Origin of the sequence: Nocardioides daeguensis, from assembly GCF_019192965.1 — a bacterium.
Lineage (GTDB): Bacteria > Actinomycetota > Actinomycetes > Propionibacteriales > Nocardioidaceae > Nocardioides > Nocardioides daeguensis.
Genome location: NZ_JAHTKU010000023.1, coordinates 21124 through 37539 on the forward strand (window position 1 = coordinate 21124; position 16416 = coordinate 37539).

The 16416-nt window shown below is 72.3% G+C and carries 16 protein-coding genes and 2 tRNA genes; 10 read left to right on the forward strand and 8 right to left on the reverse strand.

Translation table 11 applies throughout. The annotated features are described in order from the left end of the window. Positions 1-2: 2 nt before the first annotated feature. The 3 genes from KU893_RS19135 to orn form a co-directional block, all read right to left on the reverse strand. Entirely contained in the window at positions 3-863 is an 861-nt protein-coding gene (locus KU893_RS19135) for a bifunctional helix-turn-helix transcriptional regulator/GNAT family N-acetyltransferase (RefSeq protein WP_218235991.1), read from the reverse strand. 204 nt (positions 864-1067) lie between these two features. Continuing rightward, a tRNA-His gene (locus tag KU893_RS19140) sits at positions 1068-1143 on the reverse strand. Between the two features lie 49 nt (positions 1144-1192). Next, on the reverse strand, positions 1193-1828 hold the full coding sequence (orn, locus tag KU893_RS19145; RefSeq protein WP_218235992.1) for an oligoribonuclease: 636 nt from the start codon (positions 1826-1828) through the stop codon (positions 1193-1195). Between the two features lie 79 nt (positions 1829-1907). Here orn and KU893_RS19150 point away from each other — a divergent pair, with 79 nt between their 5' ends. From KU893_RS19150 to KU893_RS19160, 3 genes are read left to right on the forward strand one after another with little or no spacing between them, the layout of a single operon-like run. Next, a complete protein-coding gene (locus KU893_RS19150) occupies positions 1908-2420 on the forward strand; it encodes a MauE/DoxX family redox-associated membrane protein (RefSeq protein WP_218235993.1) in 513 nt (170 codons plus the stop codon). Continuing rightward, complete coding sequence (locus KU893_RS19155) at positions 2420-3151, forward strand: DsbA family protein (RefSeq protein WP_218235994.1); 732 nt, start codon at positions 2420-2422, stop codon at positions 3149-3151. Before KU893_RS19150 ends, KU893_RS19155 begins: the two co-directional genes overlap by 1 nt. Before the next feature lie 31 nt (positions 3152-3182). After that, positions 3183-4208 (forward strand): adenosine deaminase, encoded by a 1026-nt coding sequence (locus KU893_RS19160; RefSeq protein ID WP_257441545.1) that lies wholly within the window; start codon positions 3183-3185, stop codon positions 4206-4208. A 61-nt stretch (positions 4209-4269) separates the two neighbouring features. Here KU893_RS19160 and KU893_RS19165 read toward each other — a convergent pair whose 3' ends face one another. Then, positions 4270-4929 carry a hypothetical protein gene (locus KU893_RS19165; protein ID WP_218235995.1) on the reverse strand — a complete coding sequence of 220 codons (660 nt, stop codon included), beginning with the start codon at positions 4927-4929 and terminating at the stop codon, positions 4270-4272. A 140-nt stretch (positions 4930-5069) separates the two neighbouring features. Beyond that, a tRNA-Arg gene (locus tag KU893_RS19170) sits at positions 5070-5146 on the reverse strand. Between the two features lie 105 nt (positions 5147-5251). Between KU893_RS19170 and KU893_RS19175 the strand changes: the two genes are divergently transcribed. After that, on the forward strand, positions 5252-5725 hold the full coding sequence (locus KU893_RS19175; RefSeq protein ID WP_218235996.1) for a DUF4396 domain-containing protein: 474 nt from the start codon (positions 5252-5254) through the stop codon (positions 5723-5725). Next, on the forward strand, positions 5722-5862 hold the full coding sequence (locus tag KU893_RS19180; protein WP_218235997.1) for a hypothetical protein: 141 nt from the start codon (positions 5722-5724) through the stop codon (positions 5860-5862). The genes KU893_RS19175 and KU893_RS19180 overlap by 4 nt, the downstream gene beginning before the upstream one ends. Positions 5863-5876: 14 nt before the next feature. Here the strand turns inward: KU893_RS19180 and KU893_RS19185 are convergent, their stop codons facing one another. The 3 genes from KU893_RS19185 to KU893_RS19195 form a co-directional block, all read right to left on the reverse strand. Further along, positions 5877-7217 carry an NAD-dependent malic enzyme gene (locus tag KU893_RS19185; RefSeq protein WP_218236035.1) on the reverse strand — a complete coding sequence of 447 codons (1341 nt, stop codon included), beginning with the start codon at positions 7215-7217 and terminating at the stop codon, positions 5877-5879. Between the two features lie 109 nt (positions 7218-7326). Next, positions 7327-7767 (reverse strand): universal stress protein, encoded by a 441-nt coding sequence (locus KU893_RS19190; protein ID WP_218235998.1) that lies wholly within the window; start codon positions 7765-7767, stop codon positions 7327-7329. A 54-nt stretch (positions 7768-7821) separates the two neighbouring features. Beyond that, on the reverse strand, positions 7822-9252 hold the full coding sequence (locus tag KU893_RS19195) for an aminopeptidase P family protein (RefSeq protein WP_257441546.1): 1431 nt from the start codon (positions 9250-9252) through the stop codon (positions 7822-7824). Positions 9253-9324: 72 nt separating this feature from the next. On the opposite strand from KU893_RS19195, the gene KU893_RS19200 reads away from it, so the two are divergent. The 5 genes from KU893_RS19200 to ettA all read left to right on the forward strand — a co-directional run bounded on the left by KU893_RS19200 (position 9325) and on the right by ettA (position 16137). Further along, positions 9325-10446 carry a PrsW family intramembrane metalloprotease gene (locus KU893_RS19200; RefSeq protein ID WP_218235999.1) on the forward strand — a complete coding sequence of 374 codons (1122 nt, stop codon included), beginning with the start codon at positions 9325-9327 and terminating at the stop codon, positions 10444-10446. Then, positions 10443-12182, forward strand: coding sequence for a dynamin family protein (locus KU893_RS19205; protein WP_218236000.1), 1740 nt, complete (start codon positions 10443-10445; stop codon positions 12180-12182). Before KU893_RS19200 ends, KU893_RS19205 begins: the two co-directional genes overlap by 4 nt. Further along, positions 12179-13774 carry a GTPase gene (locus KU893_RS19210; RefSeq protein WP_257441547.1) on the forward strand — a complete coding sequence of 532 codons (1596 nt, stop codon included), beginning with the start codon at positions 12179-12181 and terminating at the stop codon, positions 13772-13774. The genes KU893_RS19205 and KU893_RS19210 overlap by 4 nt, the downstream gene beginning before the upstream one ends. Before the next feature lie 263 nt (positions 13775-14037). After that, positions 14038-14445, forward strand: a complete 408-nt coding sequence (locus KU893_RS19215; protein ID WP_218236001.1) for a single-stranded DNA-binding protein — start codon at positions 14038-14040, stop codon at positions 14443-14445. A 9-nt stretch (positions 14446-14454) separates the two neighbouring features. Further along, entirely contained in the window at positions 14455-16137 is a 1683-nt protein-coding gene (ettA, locus tag KU893_RS19220; RefSeq protein ID WP_218236002.1) for an energy-dependent translational throttle protein EttA, read from the forward strand. Positions 16138-16416 lie beyond the last annotated feature (279 nt).

The following is a 16416-nucleotide window of genomic DNA, read 5'->3' on the forward strand; positions in this document are numbered from 1 at the left end:
GGTCACAGCGTCTTGGCGAAGAAGGCCTCGGCGTACGGGTTGTCGTTGTAGCGCTCGACCCGCTCGTAGCCGGCGCGCTCGTACATCGCGATTGCCTCGTGCAGAGCGCGGTTGGTGTCGAGCACGACCCGGCGATGGCCCTGCGCGGCGGCGAGCGTCTCGAGATGGCGCAGCATCCGGGCGCCCAGGCCCGCCCCGCGCCACTCGGCGTCCACCCACATCCGCTTGATCTCGGCCGTCTCGTCGTCCAGCACCGGGCGGATCCCGCCGTAGGCGACCGGCTCGCCGTCCGAGGTCGCGACGACGAAGGTCGATCCGGCCTCGGGCGCGTCGGGGCCGCCCGGGTCGAAGCCGTCGGGGAAGCGGGCGGCCAGCTCGGCGACGTAGCGCCGCGTCGCCTCCCGGGCCATCGGGTGGTCGCTGCGCACCTCGGTGAGCCGGACCGTCGCCGCGCGGACCAGCAGGTCGGCGGTGCGCAAGGCCTCGGCCAGTCGCTCCTGCTGGCGCGGGGTGAGGGGCTCGACCAGCGCGACGGCTCGCTCCTCGGAGCGGCGCTCGAGGTCGTCGTACGCCGCCGCGCCGGCGGGTGTCAGCCGCGCCACCCGGCGCCGACGGTCGGCCGCGTCCGGCTCGGTCGCGACGAGGCCCTCGCCCTCCAGGCGGCGCAGCATCCGCGACAGGTGCCCTGAGTCGAGGTCGAGCCGGTCGCGCAGCTCGCGCACGCTCGCCCCCTCCGCGCGGCCGATCTCGAGGAGCAGGCGCGACACGGCAAGCGGTCGACCGGTGCCGAGGAAGGAGTCGTCGAGCGCGCCGATGCGCTGGGTGTAGGTCCGGTTGAAGCCGCGCAGCACCTCGACGATCATTCTCTGACCTTAGTCAGAGAATCCGAGTCCGTCGAGAGGCTGAGCCCCGGGCGCGGGCGTGTCGATCCGCGTCGCGACCTCGTCCCTCGGTCGCGGCGCTACTCGATCTCTCCGCCTGGTCCGGGACGCCGCTCGTTCCTCGCCGCGTCCAGGGGCGGTGAAAAGCGCCTCAGCCGGACCCTGTGGGGTCCGGCTGAGATCGGTTGGGGTGAGTAACGGGACTCGAACCCGCGACATCTGCGACCACAACGCAGCGCTCTACCAGCTGAGCTATACCCACCATCGACTCTTGCGAGCCGTGGACGAGTGTAGAGGCAAGCGGTCCCGAATCAGGAATCGGTATCCGAATCCGGGGACCCCAGGCCGGTGAGCGAGCCGCCGTGCCGCGCGGCGGCCTCCTTCGCGGCTCCGGAGTCCGGGCCCGGGAGGGGCACGAACACGGTGTCGCGGTAGTAGCGCAGCTCCTCGATGCTCTCCTGGATGTCGGCCAGGGCGCGGTGGTTGCCGCGCTTGACCGGCGCGTTGAAGTAGGCGCGCGGGAACCAGCGCTTCGACAGCTCCTTGACCGAGGAGACGTCGACGATCCGGTAGTGCAAGAACGCGTCCAGCTCGGCCATGTCGCGCGCCACGAAGCCGCGGTCGGTCGCGACCGAGTTGCCGGCGAGCGGCGGGCGGCTGTCGGGACCGCACTGCTCACGCAGGTAGGTCATCACCTGCTCCTCGGCCTCGCGCAGGGTCACGCCGTTCTCGAGCTCGGCGAGCAGGCCCGAGGTCTCGTGCATGTTGCGGACGAACTCGATCATCTGGTCCAGCGCCTCCGCCGGCGGCTTGATGATGACGTCGACGCCCTCGCCGAGCACGTTGAGGTCGAAGTCCGTTACCAGCGCCGCGACCTCGATGAGCGCGTCGGCCCCGAGGTCGAGCCCGGTCATCTCGCAGTCGATCCACACGAGTCGTTCGTTCACGAGGGAGGACACTACGCCGTACGCCCGATGTCGGGGTGTTCTCAGGTGGCGCTCAGCGGACCCGGCTAACCTCGCGGGCATGAGGGAGACCGGACGACCGCTGCTCGCCTGGGTCGGCCTGGCCGCCCGGCTGGTGACCGGCATCGTCTGGATCGTCGCCGGCGGGCTGAAGATCACCCAGCCCGACGCGAGCATCAACGCGGTGCGCGCCTACCAGCTGCTGCCCTCCTCGGTCGCCGAGGTCGTCGGCATCGCGCTGCCCGCGACCGAGCTGGTCGTCGGCCTGGCGCTGGTGCTGGGCGTCTTCACCCGCGGCGCGGCCGTGATGTCGGCGGTGCTGTTCGCGGCGTTCATCGTCGGCATCTCCTCGGTGTGGGCGCGCGGGATCGAGATCGACTGCGGCTGCTTCGGCGGCGGCGGGACCAAGGCGGGCGCCGCGTCGGCGTACCCCTGGGAGATCGCCCGTGACACCGCCCTGCTGGCCGCGTCCCTGCTCGTCGCGTCCCTGCGGCGGACCCGGCTGTCCCTGGATTCCCTGCTGTTCGCAACCCGGCCCGCCGAGCGGGCTGCCACCGAAGGAGCCATGACCTGATGTCGTCGAACTCGAAGGCCAGTGCGCGGGCGCAGAAGGCCGCCGAGATGCGGGCCGCCCAGAACAAGCGGGAGGCCCGTCGCCGGATCCTGACCATCGCCGGCGTGCTCGGCGTGATGGTGCTCATCGTCGGCGGTTCGATCGGTGTCAGCCTGCTCAACAAGGAGGACGTCAAGGCCGCCGGCGCCGGTTCGAGCGAGTACGGCGTGACCATCGGCGAGTCGGACGCCCCGCACTCGGTGGTGATCTACGAGGACTTCCTGTGCCCCTACTGCGGCCAGCTCGAGCGCGCCACGCGCAAGGACCTCGCGCGGCTCGCCGCCGACGGCAAGGTGTTCGTGGAGTACCGCCCGTTCGACCTGCTGAGCAGCATCGCCGACTACCCGATCCGTGCCACGAACGCCTTCGCGGTGGTGCTGGAGAAGTCCGGTCCGGACGTGGCCAAGAAGTTCCACGACCTGCTCTACGAGAACCAGCCCTCCGAGCAGGACCCCGGCTCGATGACCGATGACGACCTCGTGAAGCTCGCCGTCGAGGCCGGGGCCACCGAGGGCGACGTGCGTGCCGACATCGAGGGCCTCGCGCAGCAGGCCTGGGTCGACAAGGCCACCCAGGAGGCCGCCGACAGCGGCGTCAAGAGCACCCCGACGATCCTGCTCGACGGCAAGGTCTTCCAGGACGGGCGCACCATCCAGGACATGGCCGACAACCTGATGGCCGAGCTCGAGTGACCGGCGCCCCGCCGGCTGGCAGGCTCGTCCCGTGCTGAGCAGCTTCGTCGCCGGCCTGCCGAAGGCCGAGCTCCACGTCCACCACGTCGGCTCCGCGTCCCCGCGGATCGTCGCCGAGCTGGCCGAGCGCCACCCGGGCACGGTCCCGTCCGACCCGGCCCTGCTGCGCGACTTCTTCGCCTTCCGCGACTTCGCCCACTTCATCGAGGTCTACCTCGCGGTCGTCGACCTGGTCCGCACGCCCGAGGACGTCCGGTACCTCACCTACGAGATCGCCCGCGAGCTCCACGAGGGGCAGTCCGTCCGGTACGCCGAGCTCACCTGCACGCCGTACACCTCGGTGCTGCCGGACGAGCCCGACCGCGGCATGCCGATCGAGGCCTACACCGAGGCGATCGAGGACGCGAGGACCGCCGCCGAGCGCGACTTCGGCCTGGTGCTGCGCTGGATCTACGACGTCCCGGGGGAGGCCGGCGTCCCGGCAGCCGACGCGACCCTGGGGTTCGCGCTCGACCACCGACCCGAGGGGCTGGTGGGCTTCGGGCTCGGCGGGCCGGAGATCGGGGTTCCCCGCGACTGGTTCGTCCCCCACTTCGCCGCCGCCCGCGCGGCGGGCCTGCGCTCGGTCCCGCACGCCGGGGAGACCACCGGCCCGGAGACCATCTGGACCTCGCTGCGCGACCTCGGCGCCGAGCGGATCGGGCACGGGACGTCGGCCGCGCAGGACCCGGCGCTGCTCGCGCACCTCGCCGAGCACCGGATCCCGCTCGAGGTGTGCCCGTCGTCCAACGTCGCCACCCGTGCGGTCGCCTCGCTCGCCGAGCACCCGCTGCCGCAGTTCGTGGAGGCCGGCGTGGTCGTCACCATCAACTCCGACGACCCGCCGATGTTCGGCACGACCCTCAACCGCGAGTACGAGATCGCCGCCGACCTGCTCGGGCTCGACGAGTCCGGCCTGGCCGAGATGGCTCGCACCGGCGTGGACGCCTCGTTCGCCCCGGACGAGGTGAAGGAACGGATCCGCGCCGAGATCGCGTCGTACGCCGCCGGAGCATGAACGAGCCCCACGGGGCTCATACCTCCCGCGGGGCCGCCACCTTTGTACGGCGGGGGCCGGGTCAGCCGCGGGAGGCGCGCCGCAGCCGGCGGGCGGTGGCGTAGGACTGCTCGCGCAACCGCTCGACCCAGGGGTACTGCTCGAGGCCCGGCAGCGGGTTGAGCACCGGGTCGAACGAGATCTCTTCCCCGGCCGGCAGCGCGCCGTCCAGCGTGAGGTCGCCCAGGTGGTGCCATTCCCGGCCGACGAGCGCCCAGCACAGCTCGTAGCCGCGGACGTCGACCGGTCGCGCGCCGACCAGCAGGGGGCCGGCCGGGCTGCGGTAGGGGAGCAGCGAGGTCAGCGGCCGGCGCGTGTTCCACGCGGGCACCAGGAGGTGACGGGTGACCGGGTCCCAGCCGGTGCTGGCGAGCAGCAGGTCGCTGGGCCCGGCCGGCCCCGGGCGCAACCGCAGGGCGAGGCCCTGGACGTCGGGAAGCGGTCCCGGCAGCCCGATCGCCCGGGACAGCCGCACGCTCACCGCGTCCTCGCCGGCCTCGTCGATCCACGGCACCCCGACGGACTCGTCCGATCCGGGCCGGACCAGGCGGCCGGCGTACATCTCGCCGTCGGGGTGGAGCGGCTTCGCGGCCGGTGAGCGGAGCGCGGCGACGCCGCGCGTCATCCTCGCCAGCGCGCGTCCGGCGAGGTCGGCTGCGGTGGTGATCACGGAGGTCGGCATCTCCGGGCGGTACCCGGGCCGCGACGGGCTACGCGCTGTGCAACCCGGGCGGGCGGCAGTGCCCGCGCGCGCCATCGAGCACGGGAGTTGGGTGGGTGAGGGGGAGCCAGGGGTAACCCACACCCACCCAACTGGGTGGGTGGCGCCCCCGGCAGGAGTCGAACCCGCAACCAGCCGGGTAGAAACCGGCGGCTCTATCCAGTTGAGCTACGGAGGCCCGGGGTCAGGGTATCGCCCGCAGGGGGGATCGTCGCGCGCCGGTTGCCAGATACCCCAGGGGGGTATAATTTCGTCTCGTGACACCACTCGAGGAGGACGTCCGATGAATCCGCGCAACACTGTCGCCGCCAGCGCGACGCTGCACTGCCTGACCGGCTGCGCGATCGGCGAGATCGCCGGCCTGATGATCGGTACGGCGCTCGGCCTGTCCAACGTGCAGACCATGGCGCTGGCCATCGGGCTGGCGTTCGGGTTCGGCTACGCGCTGTCGTCGCTGCCGCTGGTGGGCGCGGGCATGAGCCTCGGCACGGCGCTCAAGCTGGTCCTGGCTGCCGACACGGTCTCGATCATCGTGATGGAGATCGTCGACAACGCGGTGATGGCGGCGATCCCCGGCGCCATGGACGCCGGCCTCGTCGACCCGGTGTTCTGGCTCGGCATGATCGTCGCCCTGTCGGCGGCCTTCCTGGCCGCGTTCCCGGTCAACCGGTACCTCATCGACCGGGGCAGGGGCCACGCCCTCCACCACGGCGCGCACGCCGACCACCACGCTCACGGATCGGAGCACCACGCATGAACGTCAACACCCTCGCCGCCGGCGTGGTCGGCTTCCTGCTGGGTGGCCTGGTGGTCTCCACCGCCGCCGAGCTGGAGAAGGACGACGGCGGGCCGGCCCACGGGGTGGACCGACCCGCCGTCGTGCGGGTGCGCTGAGGGGTCGCCGGGCCTCAGTGCCCGGCGATCGCGGCCGCGACCGCGTGGTGCACCTCGGGGTGGAACACCGAGGGCATGATGAAGGACGCGTTCAGCTCCTCGTCGCGGACGACGTGGGCGATGGCCGCCGCGGCGCGCAGCATCATCTCCATCGTCACCTCCGAGGCCCGGGCGTCGAGAAGGCCCCGGAAGACGCCGGGGAATGCGAGCACGTTGTTGATCTGGTTGGGGAAGTCCGAGCGGCCCGAGGCCACGACGGCCGCGAAGCGGGCGGCCGCGGCCGGGTCGACCTCGGGGTCGGGGTTCGCCAGGGCGAACACGACCGGGTCGGTGGCCATGGTCTGGATCCACTCGGGCTTGAGGACGCCGGGGGCGCTGACGCCGATGAACACGTCGGCGCCGACGAGCACGTCCTGCAGGCCACCGGCCCGCTTCGCGCGGTTCGTCAGCCCGGCCAGCTCCTGGTGGGCCTGCGAGAGGGTGGGGTCGCCCGCGACCAGCGCGCCGGCCCGGTCGACGACCACCACGTCCTGGACGCCGGCCGCGATCAGCAGCTTGACGATGGCGGTGCCGGCCGCGCCGCCGCCGGAGACGACCACCCGCGCGGTGCCGATCTCCTTCTTCACCACGCGCAGGGCGTTGGTGAGCGCGGCCAGGACGACGATGGCGGTGCCGTGCTGGTCGTCGTGGAAGACGGGGATGTCGAGCCGCTCGCGCAGGCGAGCCTCGATCTCGAAGCAGCGCGGAGCCGCGATGTCCTCGAGGTTGATGCCGCCGAAGCCGGGTGCGATCAGCTCGACCGCGCGCACGATCTCGTCGGTGTCCTGGGTGTCGAGGCAGATCGGCCAGGCGTCGATCTCGCCGAACCGCTTGAACAGCGCGGCCTTGCCCTCCATCACCGGCAGCGCGGCGCCGGGCCCGAGGTTGCCGAGTCCGAGCACGGCCGAGCCGTCGGTGACGACCGCGACGGCATTGCCCTTGATGGTCAGGCGGCGGACGTCCTCGGGGTTCTCGTAGATCGCCATCGACACCCGGCCCACCCCCGGGGTGTAGGCCAGCGACATGTCGTCACGGGTCTTGAGCGGCACCTTCGAGGTGACCTCGATCTTGCCGCCGAGGTGGATGAGGAAGGTCCGGTCGGAGACCTTGTGGACCTCGACGCCCTTGACCGCGGCGACCGCGGCCTGGAGCTCGGCGGCGTGCTCGGCGTCGGCGGCCGAGCAGGTGACGTCGACGGTGAGCCGGTGCGCGCTGGAGTCCGCGACGTCGATCGCGGTCACCATCCCGCCGGCATCGGCGATCGCTGTGGCGACCTCGCCCACGACACCGTGGTCGACGGTGGTGTGCAGGCGCATCGTGATGGAGTACGACGAGGCAGTGGCGGTCTTGGAGGGCACGGACCCAGTCTCGTCCCGTCCGGGGGTTACTTGGAAGTCGCAGGCCCCCCCGGGGTCGGCCGGTGCGCTACTTCTGATGCGTGTGCGCGATGTAGACGTCGCACGAGGCATGCACCGCGACGTCGCGCGCGATGCTGCCGAGCACCCGCCCGGCGATGCCCTGGACGCGCTTGTTGCCGACCACGATCAGCTCGGCCCCGAGCGCCTCGGCGGTGGCGACCAGCGCCTCGCCGGGCTTGCCCTCGGCCGCACCGCTGGTGATCTCGACGTCCGGGTGTGCCGCACGCAGCGCCGCGGCGACCTTCGCGGCGACGTCCTCGGCATCCTTCTCCGAGCTGAGGAACATCGTGTCGCTGCCGATCTTCACGGTCTCCTGCTCGAGCTTCCCGTAGGCGGACACCACGTGCAGCCGCGCACCCAGTGCGCGGGCGAGCACGGCCGCCCGCTCGGCGGCCGTGCTCGCGGTCTCGCTGCCGTCCACCCCGGTCACGATCGTCTTGTCCGCCATCGCTCTCTCCTGTTCGCGTCCTGAGGAGAGCAACCTAGCGTGACCGACATCACATCAGCCGCGCAACGTGGCCATCCACTCCTCGATGGCGTCCGGCGTGCGGGGGAGCGCGGCGGACAGGTTCTCGATGCCGTCGGCCGTGACCACGACGTCGTCCTCGATCCGGATGCCGATGCCGCGCAGCTCCTCGGGGACCAGCAGGTCGTCGGCCTGGAAGTAGAGCCCCGGCTCGACCGTGAGCACCATGCCCTCGACCAGCTCCGCCTCGCGGTAGGCCTCGGGAGCGGCCTGGCCGCAGTCGTGGACGTCCATGCCGAGCATGTGGCTCACGCCGTGGAGGGTCCAGCGGGCGTAGACCCGCGAGTCGGGGGAGAGGGCCTCGTCGACGCTGACGGGCAGCAGGCCGAGGTCGTCGAGCCCGTGGGCGAGCACCTGCATCGCGGCGTCGTGACCGGCGAGGAAGCGCTCCCCGGGGCGCAGCGCCGCCATCGCGGCCTCCTGCGCGCGCAGGACCAGGGTGTAGAGGTCGCGCTGCAGCGGCGAGAAGGTGCCGGTCACCGGGAGGGTCCGGGTGACGTCGGCGGTGTAGAGGTTGGCGCCCTCGACGCCCATGTCGCACAGCACCAGCTGGCCGGGGACGATCGGTCCGGAGTTCTCGATCCAGTGCAGGGTCGTGGCGTGCGGGCCGCCGGCGACGATCGAGTCGTAGCCGAGGTCGTTGCCCATCGTGCGCGCGCGGCGGAAGAAGGTGCCCTCGAGCCACCGCTCGCCGTGCTCGACCACGCGGTCCCACTCGCGCACGCAGTCCTCGAAGCCCAGCGTGGTGGCGTCGACGGCGGCCTGCAGCTCGGCGACCTCCCAGGAGTCCTTGACCAGGCGCATCTCGGAGGCCACCCGCGCCAGCTCGGCGTCGCGGGCGTCGTCGCCGGCGACCAGGCCGTCGACCGCCGCCGAGACTCCGCGGTGCACGCGGGTCTTCGCCCCCTTCGCCAGGTCGGCCTCGAGCTGGTCGACGTGCTTGACGGTGACGCCGAGCGCGGCCTCCAGCTCGCCGGCCGAGGGTCGCTTGCCGGCCCACAGGGCGCCGTACTGCCGGTCGCGGAAGAACTCGTCGGTGTCACGGCCGGAGCGAGGCCGGGCGTAGAGCACCGACGTGCCGTCGGGCTCGACGACCAGCACGGCGTCGGAGGTGTGGTTGCCGGAGTAGTAGGCGTGCGCGGTGTCGGCCCGGAAGCGGTAGTCGGTGTCGTAGGCCCGCACCTTGTAGCCACCGCCGGGGAGGACCAGGCGCTCACCAGGGAAGGCCTCGGCCAAGCGGGCACGGCGTACGGCGGCCAGGTCGGCGACCGGGTGCCGGGCGACGTCGTCGTCGCGGTCGTCCCAGCCGGTCCGCATGAAGGCGGCGTAGGCATCCGGGACGGCCGGGTCGTGCTGCTCGGTCTTGGGGGCGTTCTGGGGGGTGTCCTTGGGGGTCTCCGCACTCACACCACTCAATGTACGCTCGCTCACCCCAACCGCGATCGGGGGCGCAGCGGCCGCTCCGGATAGGGTTCCCCCATGTCCGCCGCCCGCCGCAACAGCCTTGCCTTCACGGTCGTCGTGACCGTGGCGGTGGTGCTCGGCGCGCTGCTCACCCTGCTGGTGCTCGCGCTGTCAGGTGCCCCGGGCATCACCCTGCTCGCGACCGCCCTCGCGGCACTGCCCGTCGGGCCCGTCCTGGCGGCGTACCTGTGGCTCGATCGCTACGAGCCCGAGCCCCGCGCGCTGCTCGCCGCCGGACTCGCCTGGGGCGCCTTCGTGGCGACCATGGCCGCCATCGTCGTCCAGGGCCTCGGCGGACTGTTCGTCGGCGTCGGCGACACGTCCTCGCTGGCGGTCGTCGCGCCCGTGACCGAGGAGGCCAGCAAGGGTCTCTTCCTCGTGCTGCTGCTGTGGTGGCGCCGCGCGGAGGTCGACGGCATCCTCGACGGGATCGTGTACGCCGGCATGGTCGGCGTCGGCTTCGCCTTCACCGAGAACATCCTCTACCTGGCCTCCGCCTGGAACGGCACCGACGGGATGGGGCCCGGCGGTTTCGAGGCGGTCACCGGCACCTTCGTGGTCCGGTGCATCTTCAGCCCGTTCGCGCACCCGCTGTTCACCGCGTTCACCGGCATCGGCATCGGGCTCGCCGTCGCGTCGCGGCGCCCCGCGGTGCGCTGGCTGGCCCCGGTCGGCGGCTACCTGCTCGCCGTCCTCGCCCATGCCACGTGGAACGGATCGACCGTGTTCGGCTTCGGCGGCTTCGCGGTCGTCTACGTCGTGATCATGGCGCCCGCCTTCGTCGGCATGATCGCGCTGGCGTGGTGGGCCCGCGAGACCGAGGCCCACGTGCTGCGGGTGGCGCTCACGGACGCCGCCCAGCGCGGGCTGCTGCCGGCCACCGACATCGGGTGGGTGGTCGACCTGCGGGCCCGCCGCCACGCCCGACGCCACGCCCGGCAGGCGGGCGGGGCCGTGGCCGAGCAGGCCATGCGCGACTACCAGCAGGCCGCGATCGAGCTCGGCTTCTTGCACCACCGGCTGTTGCGGGGCACCGCGCCGGCCGACTGGCAGGTGCGCGGACAGGACTTCCTCGGTCGGATCCAGACGGCCCGACCAAGGATCGCATTCCCCGGACAGGTGGTACCCCAGCGATGACCCTCGGCGCCGATCTCAGCGACACCTTCCTCGGGAGCAGGATGCTCACCGAGGTGGTCCGCCTGCACGGATCCCTCCTCAACGCGCCGCTGCCGCTCGACCTGCCCGGCGTCGACGCGCTGCGCGTCGGACGCGAGCACGTCATCGAGCAGCTCGAGGACTACATCATCCCGCGGCTCACCGAGATCGACGCGCCGCTGCTCGTCGTGGTGGGCGGCTCGACCGGTGCCGGCAAGTCCACCCTCGTCAACACGCTCGTCGGCAGCCGGGTCACCACCCCCGGCCTGCTACGGCCCACCACCCGATCGCCCGTCCTGGTCCACCACCCCGACGACGGACGCTGGTTCGGTGCCGACCGGCTGCTGCCGGAGCTGGCGCGGGTCAGCCAGGCCACCAACGACCAGTTCGCGATCCAGCTGGTGCCCAGCACCGCCGTGCCGCGGGGCCTCGCGATCCTCGACGCCCCCGACGTCGACTCCGTCGACGAGCGCAACCGCGAGCTGGCCGCGCAGCTCCTCGCCGCCGCGGACCTGTGGCTGTTCGTCACCTCCGCGGCGCGCTACTCCGACCAGGTCCCGTGGGACCACCTGAAGAACGCCGTGGAGCGCAACACCGCCGTCGCCCTGGTCCTCAGCCGGACGCCGGCCGACGACGTCGCGACCGTCTCGGTCCACCTCGCCCGGATGATGGCGGCCCGCGGGCTGAAGGACAGCCCGCTGTTCGCCGTACCGCAGGGCGAGGTCAGCGAGGACGGGCTGCTGCCGGCGTCGTACGGCACCGAGATCAACGGCTGGCTCGCGGCGCTGGCCTCCGACGCCGCGGCCAAGCGCGACGTCGTCAGCCAGACCGTCGCCGGTGCGGTGCGCACCGTGACCCGCAAGGCGTTCCCGATCGCCGACGCCGTCTCCCTCCAGGTCGAGGCCATGGCCGAGCTGCTCACCCTCGCCGACCGGGTCTACGACGAGGCGCAGGCGGCGCTGCTCTCCGCGGGCGGTGACGGCACGCTCCTGCGCGGCGACCTGCTCGCCCGCTGGCAGGAGTTCGTCGGCAGCGGCGAGCTGACCCGCACCCTCGAGGCGAAGGTCGGTTTCGTGCGGGAGCGCCTGGTCAACGCGATCAAGGGCAAGCCACAGCAGGCCGAGCGCGTCGGTGTCGCGATCGAGATGGCCCTCGAGGCCCTCGTCGCCGACCACGCCGAGCGGGCGGCCGCGACCGCCGCCGCCGCCTGGCGCGAGCGGTCCTACGGCGAGGCGCTGCTGAAGTCCACGACCGACGACCTCGCCCGGGCCGGGCGAGGGCTGCGCTCGCAGTCCGAGCAGGAGATCCGGGCCTGGCACGACGAGCTCCAGGAGCTGGTCAAGCACGAGGCAGGCGATGCGCGCCACAGCGCGCGGTTCCTCGCCCTGGGCGCGCGCGGCCTCGCGGCCACCCTCGGTGTCGTGGCGCTGGCCGGCCCCGACGCGCACGGCGCGGCGGCCGAGTCGGTCCGGCTGGGCCAGACCCTGCTGGAGAGCACGCTCGGCGACGCCGGCACCGCCCGCGTGGTCGACCAGGCCCGCGGCAGCCTGGTCCGCCGGCTCACCACGCTGATGAGCGGCGAGCGCGCCCGGTACCTCGCACCCGCTGCGAAGTGGGAGCTCAAGCCGGACGCGCCCGACCAGCTCCGGCAGGCCGCGCGACGAGTGGACGACCTGCGGTTCGCCGCGGCGAAGAAGGGGACGGGTGGACACCTGTGACGTCACCGCTGACCGAAGGAACCGACAGCATCCCGGGCGACCTGGCGACCCGCGGGACACCGATCGCGACACGCGTCGAAGGTCTCGGCGCCGCCGTCGAGGCGGCCCGCGGCCGGGTGGCCGACGCCCTGCTCGACGACATCGCGGCGGCGGTCGAGAAGTCCACCGGCCGACTGCGCCTCTCGGCCCGTCACACCGTCGTCGCCATCGCGGGCGCGACCGGATCCGGCAAGTCCTCGACCTACAACGCCCTGACCGGCCTCGAGCTGTCCTCGGTGGGCATCCGCCGCCCCACGACCTCGTGGGCCACCGCGGTGGTCTGGGGGAGCCAGGGCGCCGGTGAGCTGCTCGAGTGGCTCGGCGTCCCGCCGCGCCACCAGACCATGCGCGACTCGATGCTCGACACCCCTTCGGAGTCCGAGCTCGACGGCGTCGTCCTGCTCGACCTGCCCGACCACGACTCCACCGAGGTGGCCCACCACCTCGAGGTCGACCGGCTGATCGCCGTCGCCGACCTGATGGTCTGGATCCTCGACCCGCAGAAGTACGCCGACGCCGCGGTGCACGACCGCTACTTCAAGCCGATGGGCACCCACCAGGACGTCATGCTGGTCGCGCTCAACCACATCGACACCGTGCCGGTGGAGCGCCGCCAGGCGATGGTCGACGACGTGAAGCGGCTGCTCGCCGAGGACGGCCTGCCCGACGTCCAGGTGCTGCCGATCTCGGCGCGCGAGGGCATCGGCATGGCCGAGCTCCGTGCCGAGATCCTGCGGCGCGTCAACGACAAGCGCAGCACCACCTTGCGTGTCGAGGCCGACATCACGGCCGCCGCGGCCCGCCTCGAGCAGGCCGGTGGTACGACGCCCGCCCGCGAGCTCCCCGGCCGACGGGTCGAGGAGGCCGAGGACCGGGTCGCCGACGCGGCCGGTGTCTCCGCGGTCGTCGAGGGCATCGAGCGCACCGTCGGCGAACAGGCGCGCGGCGCGGTCACCTGGCCGCCGTTCGCGCTGCTGGGCCGCGGTGACGACGAGACCCCGGGCGGTGAGCCCACGGTCGCCCCGCTCGACCGGGCCACCGTCGACACCACCATCCGCGCGTTGGCCGACGAGGCCTCCGACGGCATCGGTCCCGCCTGGGCGCCGAAGGTGCGTGACGCCGTCACCGCCCGCCTGGCCGCCACCGGCGACCAGCTCGAGACGGGCCTGCAGGGCGTCGACCTCGGCCGCCGGCTGCCCGCCTGGGTGACCCTGGTCCGGGTGCTGCACTGGCTGCTCCTGCTCGCCACGGTCGGCGGGCTCGCCTGGTGGGGCGTCGCCGCCGTCCGGGGCACGACCGGCGACCTCCCCGAGGTCGCGGGTCTCCCGCTCCCGGCGGTGCTCGGAGTCGGTGGTCTCGTGCTCGGGCTGCTGCTCGCGCTCGTCGGTCGGATGCTGGTCCGCGGGCTGGCCCGCCAGCGCGCCGAGCAGGCCGACGAGCGCCTGCGCGGCGTGGTCCACCAGGTCCTCGAGACCAACGTCGTCGGCCCGATCGGCGCCGAGCTGGCGTCCTACGCCGCCTTCCGGCGAGGCGTGGAGGCCGCCCGCGCCTGAGGAACGAAGGCGCGGTCAGCGGCCGAAGGTCGAGGAGCGTCGGCGGACTCGCGCAGCGAAGCAAGCGAGGCCGCGACGCGTCGCGAGACCCAGTCGCTTGTGCCACAGAGCCCCCCCGAAGCGCCGTCGCTTGTCCACAGCGGCAGTTCTCCACCGCCGGTGTCCACAGCCTCCCGCGGCGCCACGGCCTCGCGTCGGACCGATGGCGTGGACTCCTCGTCGACCGGTCGCTCCCGCGGCCGGCACCGACGAAGGGACGTCCGATGAACCAGACGATGGTCACCGTGCAGGGCTGGATCGGCACGACGCCGATGCTGCGGGAGGTCGCGGGCGTGCCCGTCCTCCACTTCCGGCTGGGCTGCACCCCGCGCCACTTCAACCGTACGAGCGGGGCCTGGGTCGACAGCGAGACGCAGTGGTACGGCGTCAGCGCGTGGCGCCGCCTCGCCAGCAACGGCCAGCCATCGCTGCGTCAGGGCGACCCCGTGGTCGTGCACGGCCGGCTCGACCACCGGACCTACGTCAACAAGAGCGGGGTGGAGGTCGTGGCGCTCGAGATCGAGGCGGTCACCATCGGTCACGACCTCACGCGGGGGACGGCGACCTTCCTCAAGGCCGCCTCCGGCCCGGGCAGCGACCCCGAGCGCGACGGTGAGGTCGCTGCTGCGTAGATTTGGGCCGTGGCTGAATACGTCCTCTCCCTTCGCAACGTTCGCAAGGCCCACGGCGACAAGGTGGTCCTCGACAACGTCACGCTGTCGTTCCTGCACGGCGCGAAGATCGGCGTCGTCGGCCCCAACGGCATGGGCAAGTCGTCGCTGCTCAAGCTGATGGCCGGCCTCGACCAGCCCAACAACGGCGACATCGTGCGCGACCCCGACGCGACGGTCGGCATGCTCCAGCAGGAGCCGCCGCTGACCGAGGGGAAGACGGTGCTCGAGAACGTCGAGGAGGCCGTCGCCGAAACCAAGGCGAAGATGAAGCGGCTCGAGGACGCCTACATGGAGATGGGCGACCCCGACGCCGACCAGGACGCGCTCATGATCGAGACCGGTGAGCTGCAGACCGAGCTCGACAACATGAACGCCTGGGACCTCGACAGCCGCCTCGAGCAGGCCATGGACGCGCTGCGCTGCCCGCCGTCCGACGCGCTCGTCGACAACCTGTCCGGTGGTGAGCGTCGCCGCGTCGCGCTGTGCAAGCTGCTGCTCCAGCAGCCCGACCTGCTGCTCCTCGACGAGCCCACCAACCACCTCGACGCGGAGTCGGTCCAGTGGCTCGAGGGTCACCTCAAGAGCTACCCGGGCGCGGTCTTGGCCGTCACCCACGACCGGTACTTCCTCGACAACGTCGCGCAGTGGATCGCCGAGGTCGACCGTGGCTCGATCCACGGCTACGAGGGCAACTACTCGACGTACCTCGAGACCAAGAAGGAGCGCCTCAAGGTCGAGGGCGCCAAGGACGCCAAGCGCGCCAAGATGCTCGAGAAGGAGCTGGAGTGGGTCCGCTCCAACGCCAAGGCCCGCCAGACCAAGTCGAAGTCGCGTCTGGCCCGCTACGAGGAACTGGCCGCCGAGGCCGACAAGGCCCGCAAGATCGACGCCGCCGACATCAACATCCCGCCGGGTCCGCGACTCGGTGACGTGGTCCTCGAGGCCGAGCACCTCACCAAGGGCTTCGAGGGACGGATCTTGTGGAACGACATCTCGTTCACGCTGCCCCGGGCCGGCATCGTCGGTGTCGTCGGCCCCAACGGCGTCGGCAAGACCACGCTGTTCCGGATGATCACCGGCGGTGAGGAGCCCGACTCCGGCAAGCTCAACGTCGGCCAGACGGTGAAGATCTCCTACGTCGACCAGAGCCGTGGCGGCATCGACCCCAACAAGAACGTCTGGGAGGTCGTCTCCGACGGTCTGGACTTCATCAAGGTCGCCAACTTCGAGATGAACAGCCGCGCCTACGTCGCCTCCTTCGGCTTCAAGGGCCCGGACCAGCAGAAGAAGGCCGGCGTGCTCTCCGGTGGTGAGCGCAACCGCCTCAACCTGGCGCTCACCCTCAAGCAGGGCGGCAACATGCTGCTCCTCGACGAGCCCACCAACGACCTCGACGTCGAGACCCTGTCCTCGCTCGAGGACGCCCTGCTCGACTTCCCGGGCTGTGCCGTCGTGACGTCCCACGACCGCTGGTTCCTCGACCGGGTCGCCACCCACATCCTCGCCTGGGAGGGCACCGAGGAGAACGAGGGTGAGTGGTTCTGGTTCGAGGGCAACTTCGCCTCCTACGAGGAGAACAAGATCGAGCGCCTCGGTGTCGACGCAGCGCGTCCCCACCGGGTCACGCACCGCCGCCTCACCCGAGACTGAGCTGGACGGCGCGAGCCCGTCGCTCGTGCCTCGCGCCGCGCTGCCGCGCGCGGTCGGGTCCCGTAGGGATCGGCTGCGCGTGGCGGCAAGCCGGTCGGCTCGCCGGAAGGCTCGGCTCCTGCGCTCCGGTCGCTCCTTCGTCGCTCCCTGCGCTCCGTCGCCGTCGCTTCCCGCGACGTCCGACGGGTGAGGGGAGGGGGCGCGAGCCCGTCGCTCGTGCCTCGCGCCGCGCTGCCGCGCGCGCGGTCGGGTCCCGTAGGGAGCGGCTGCGCGTGGCGG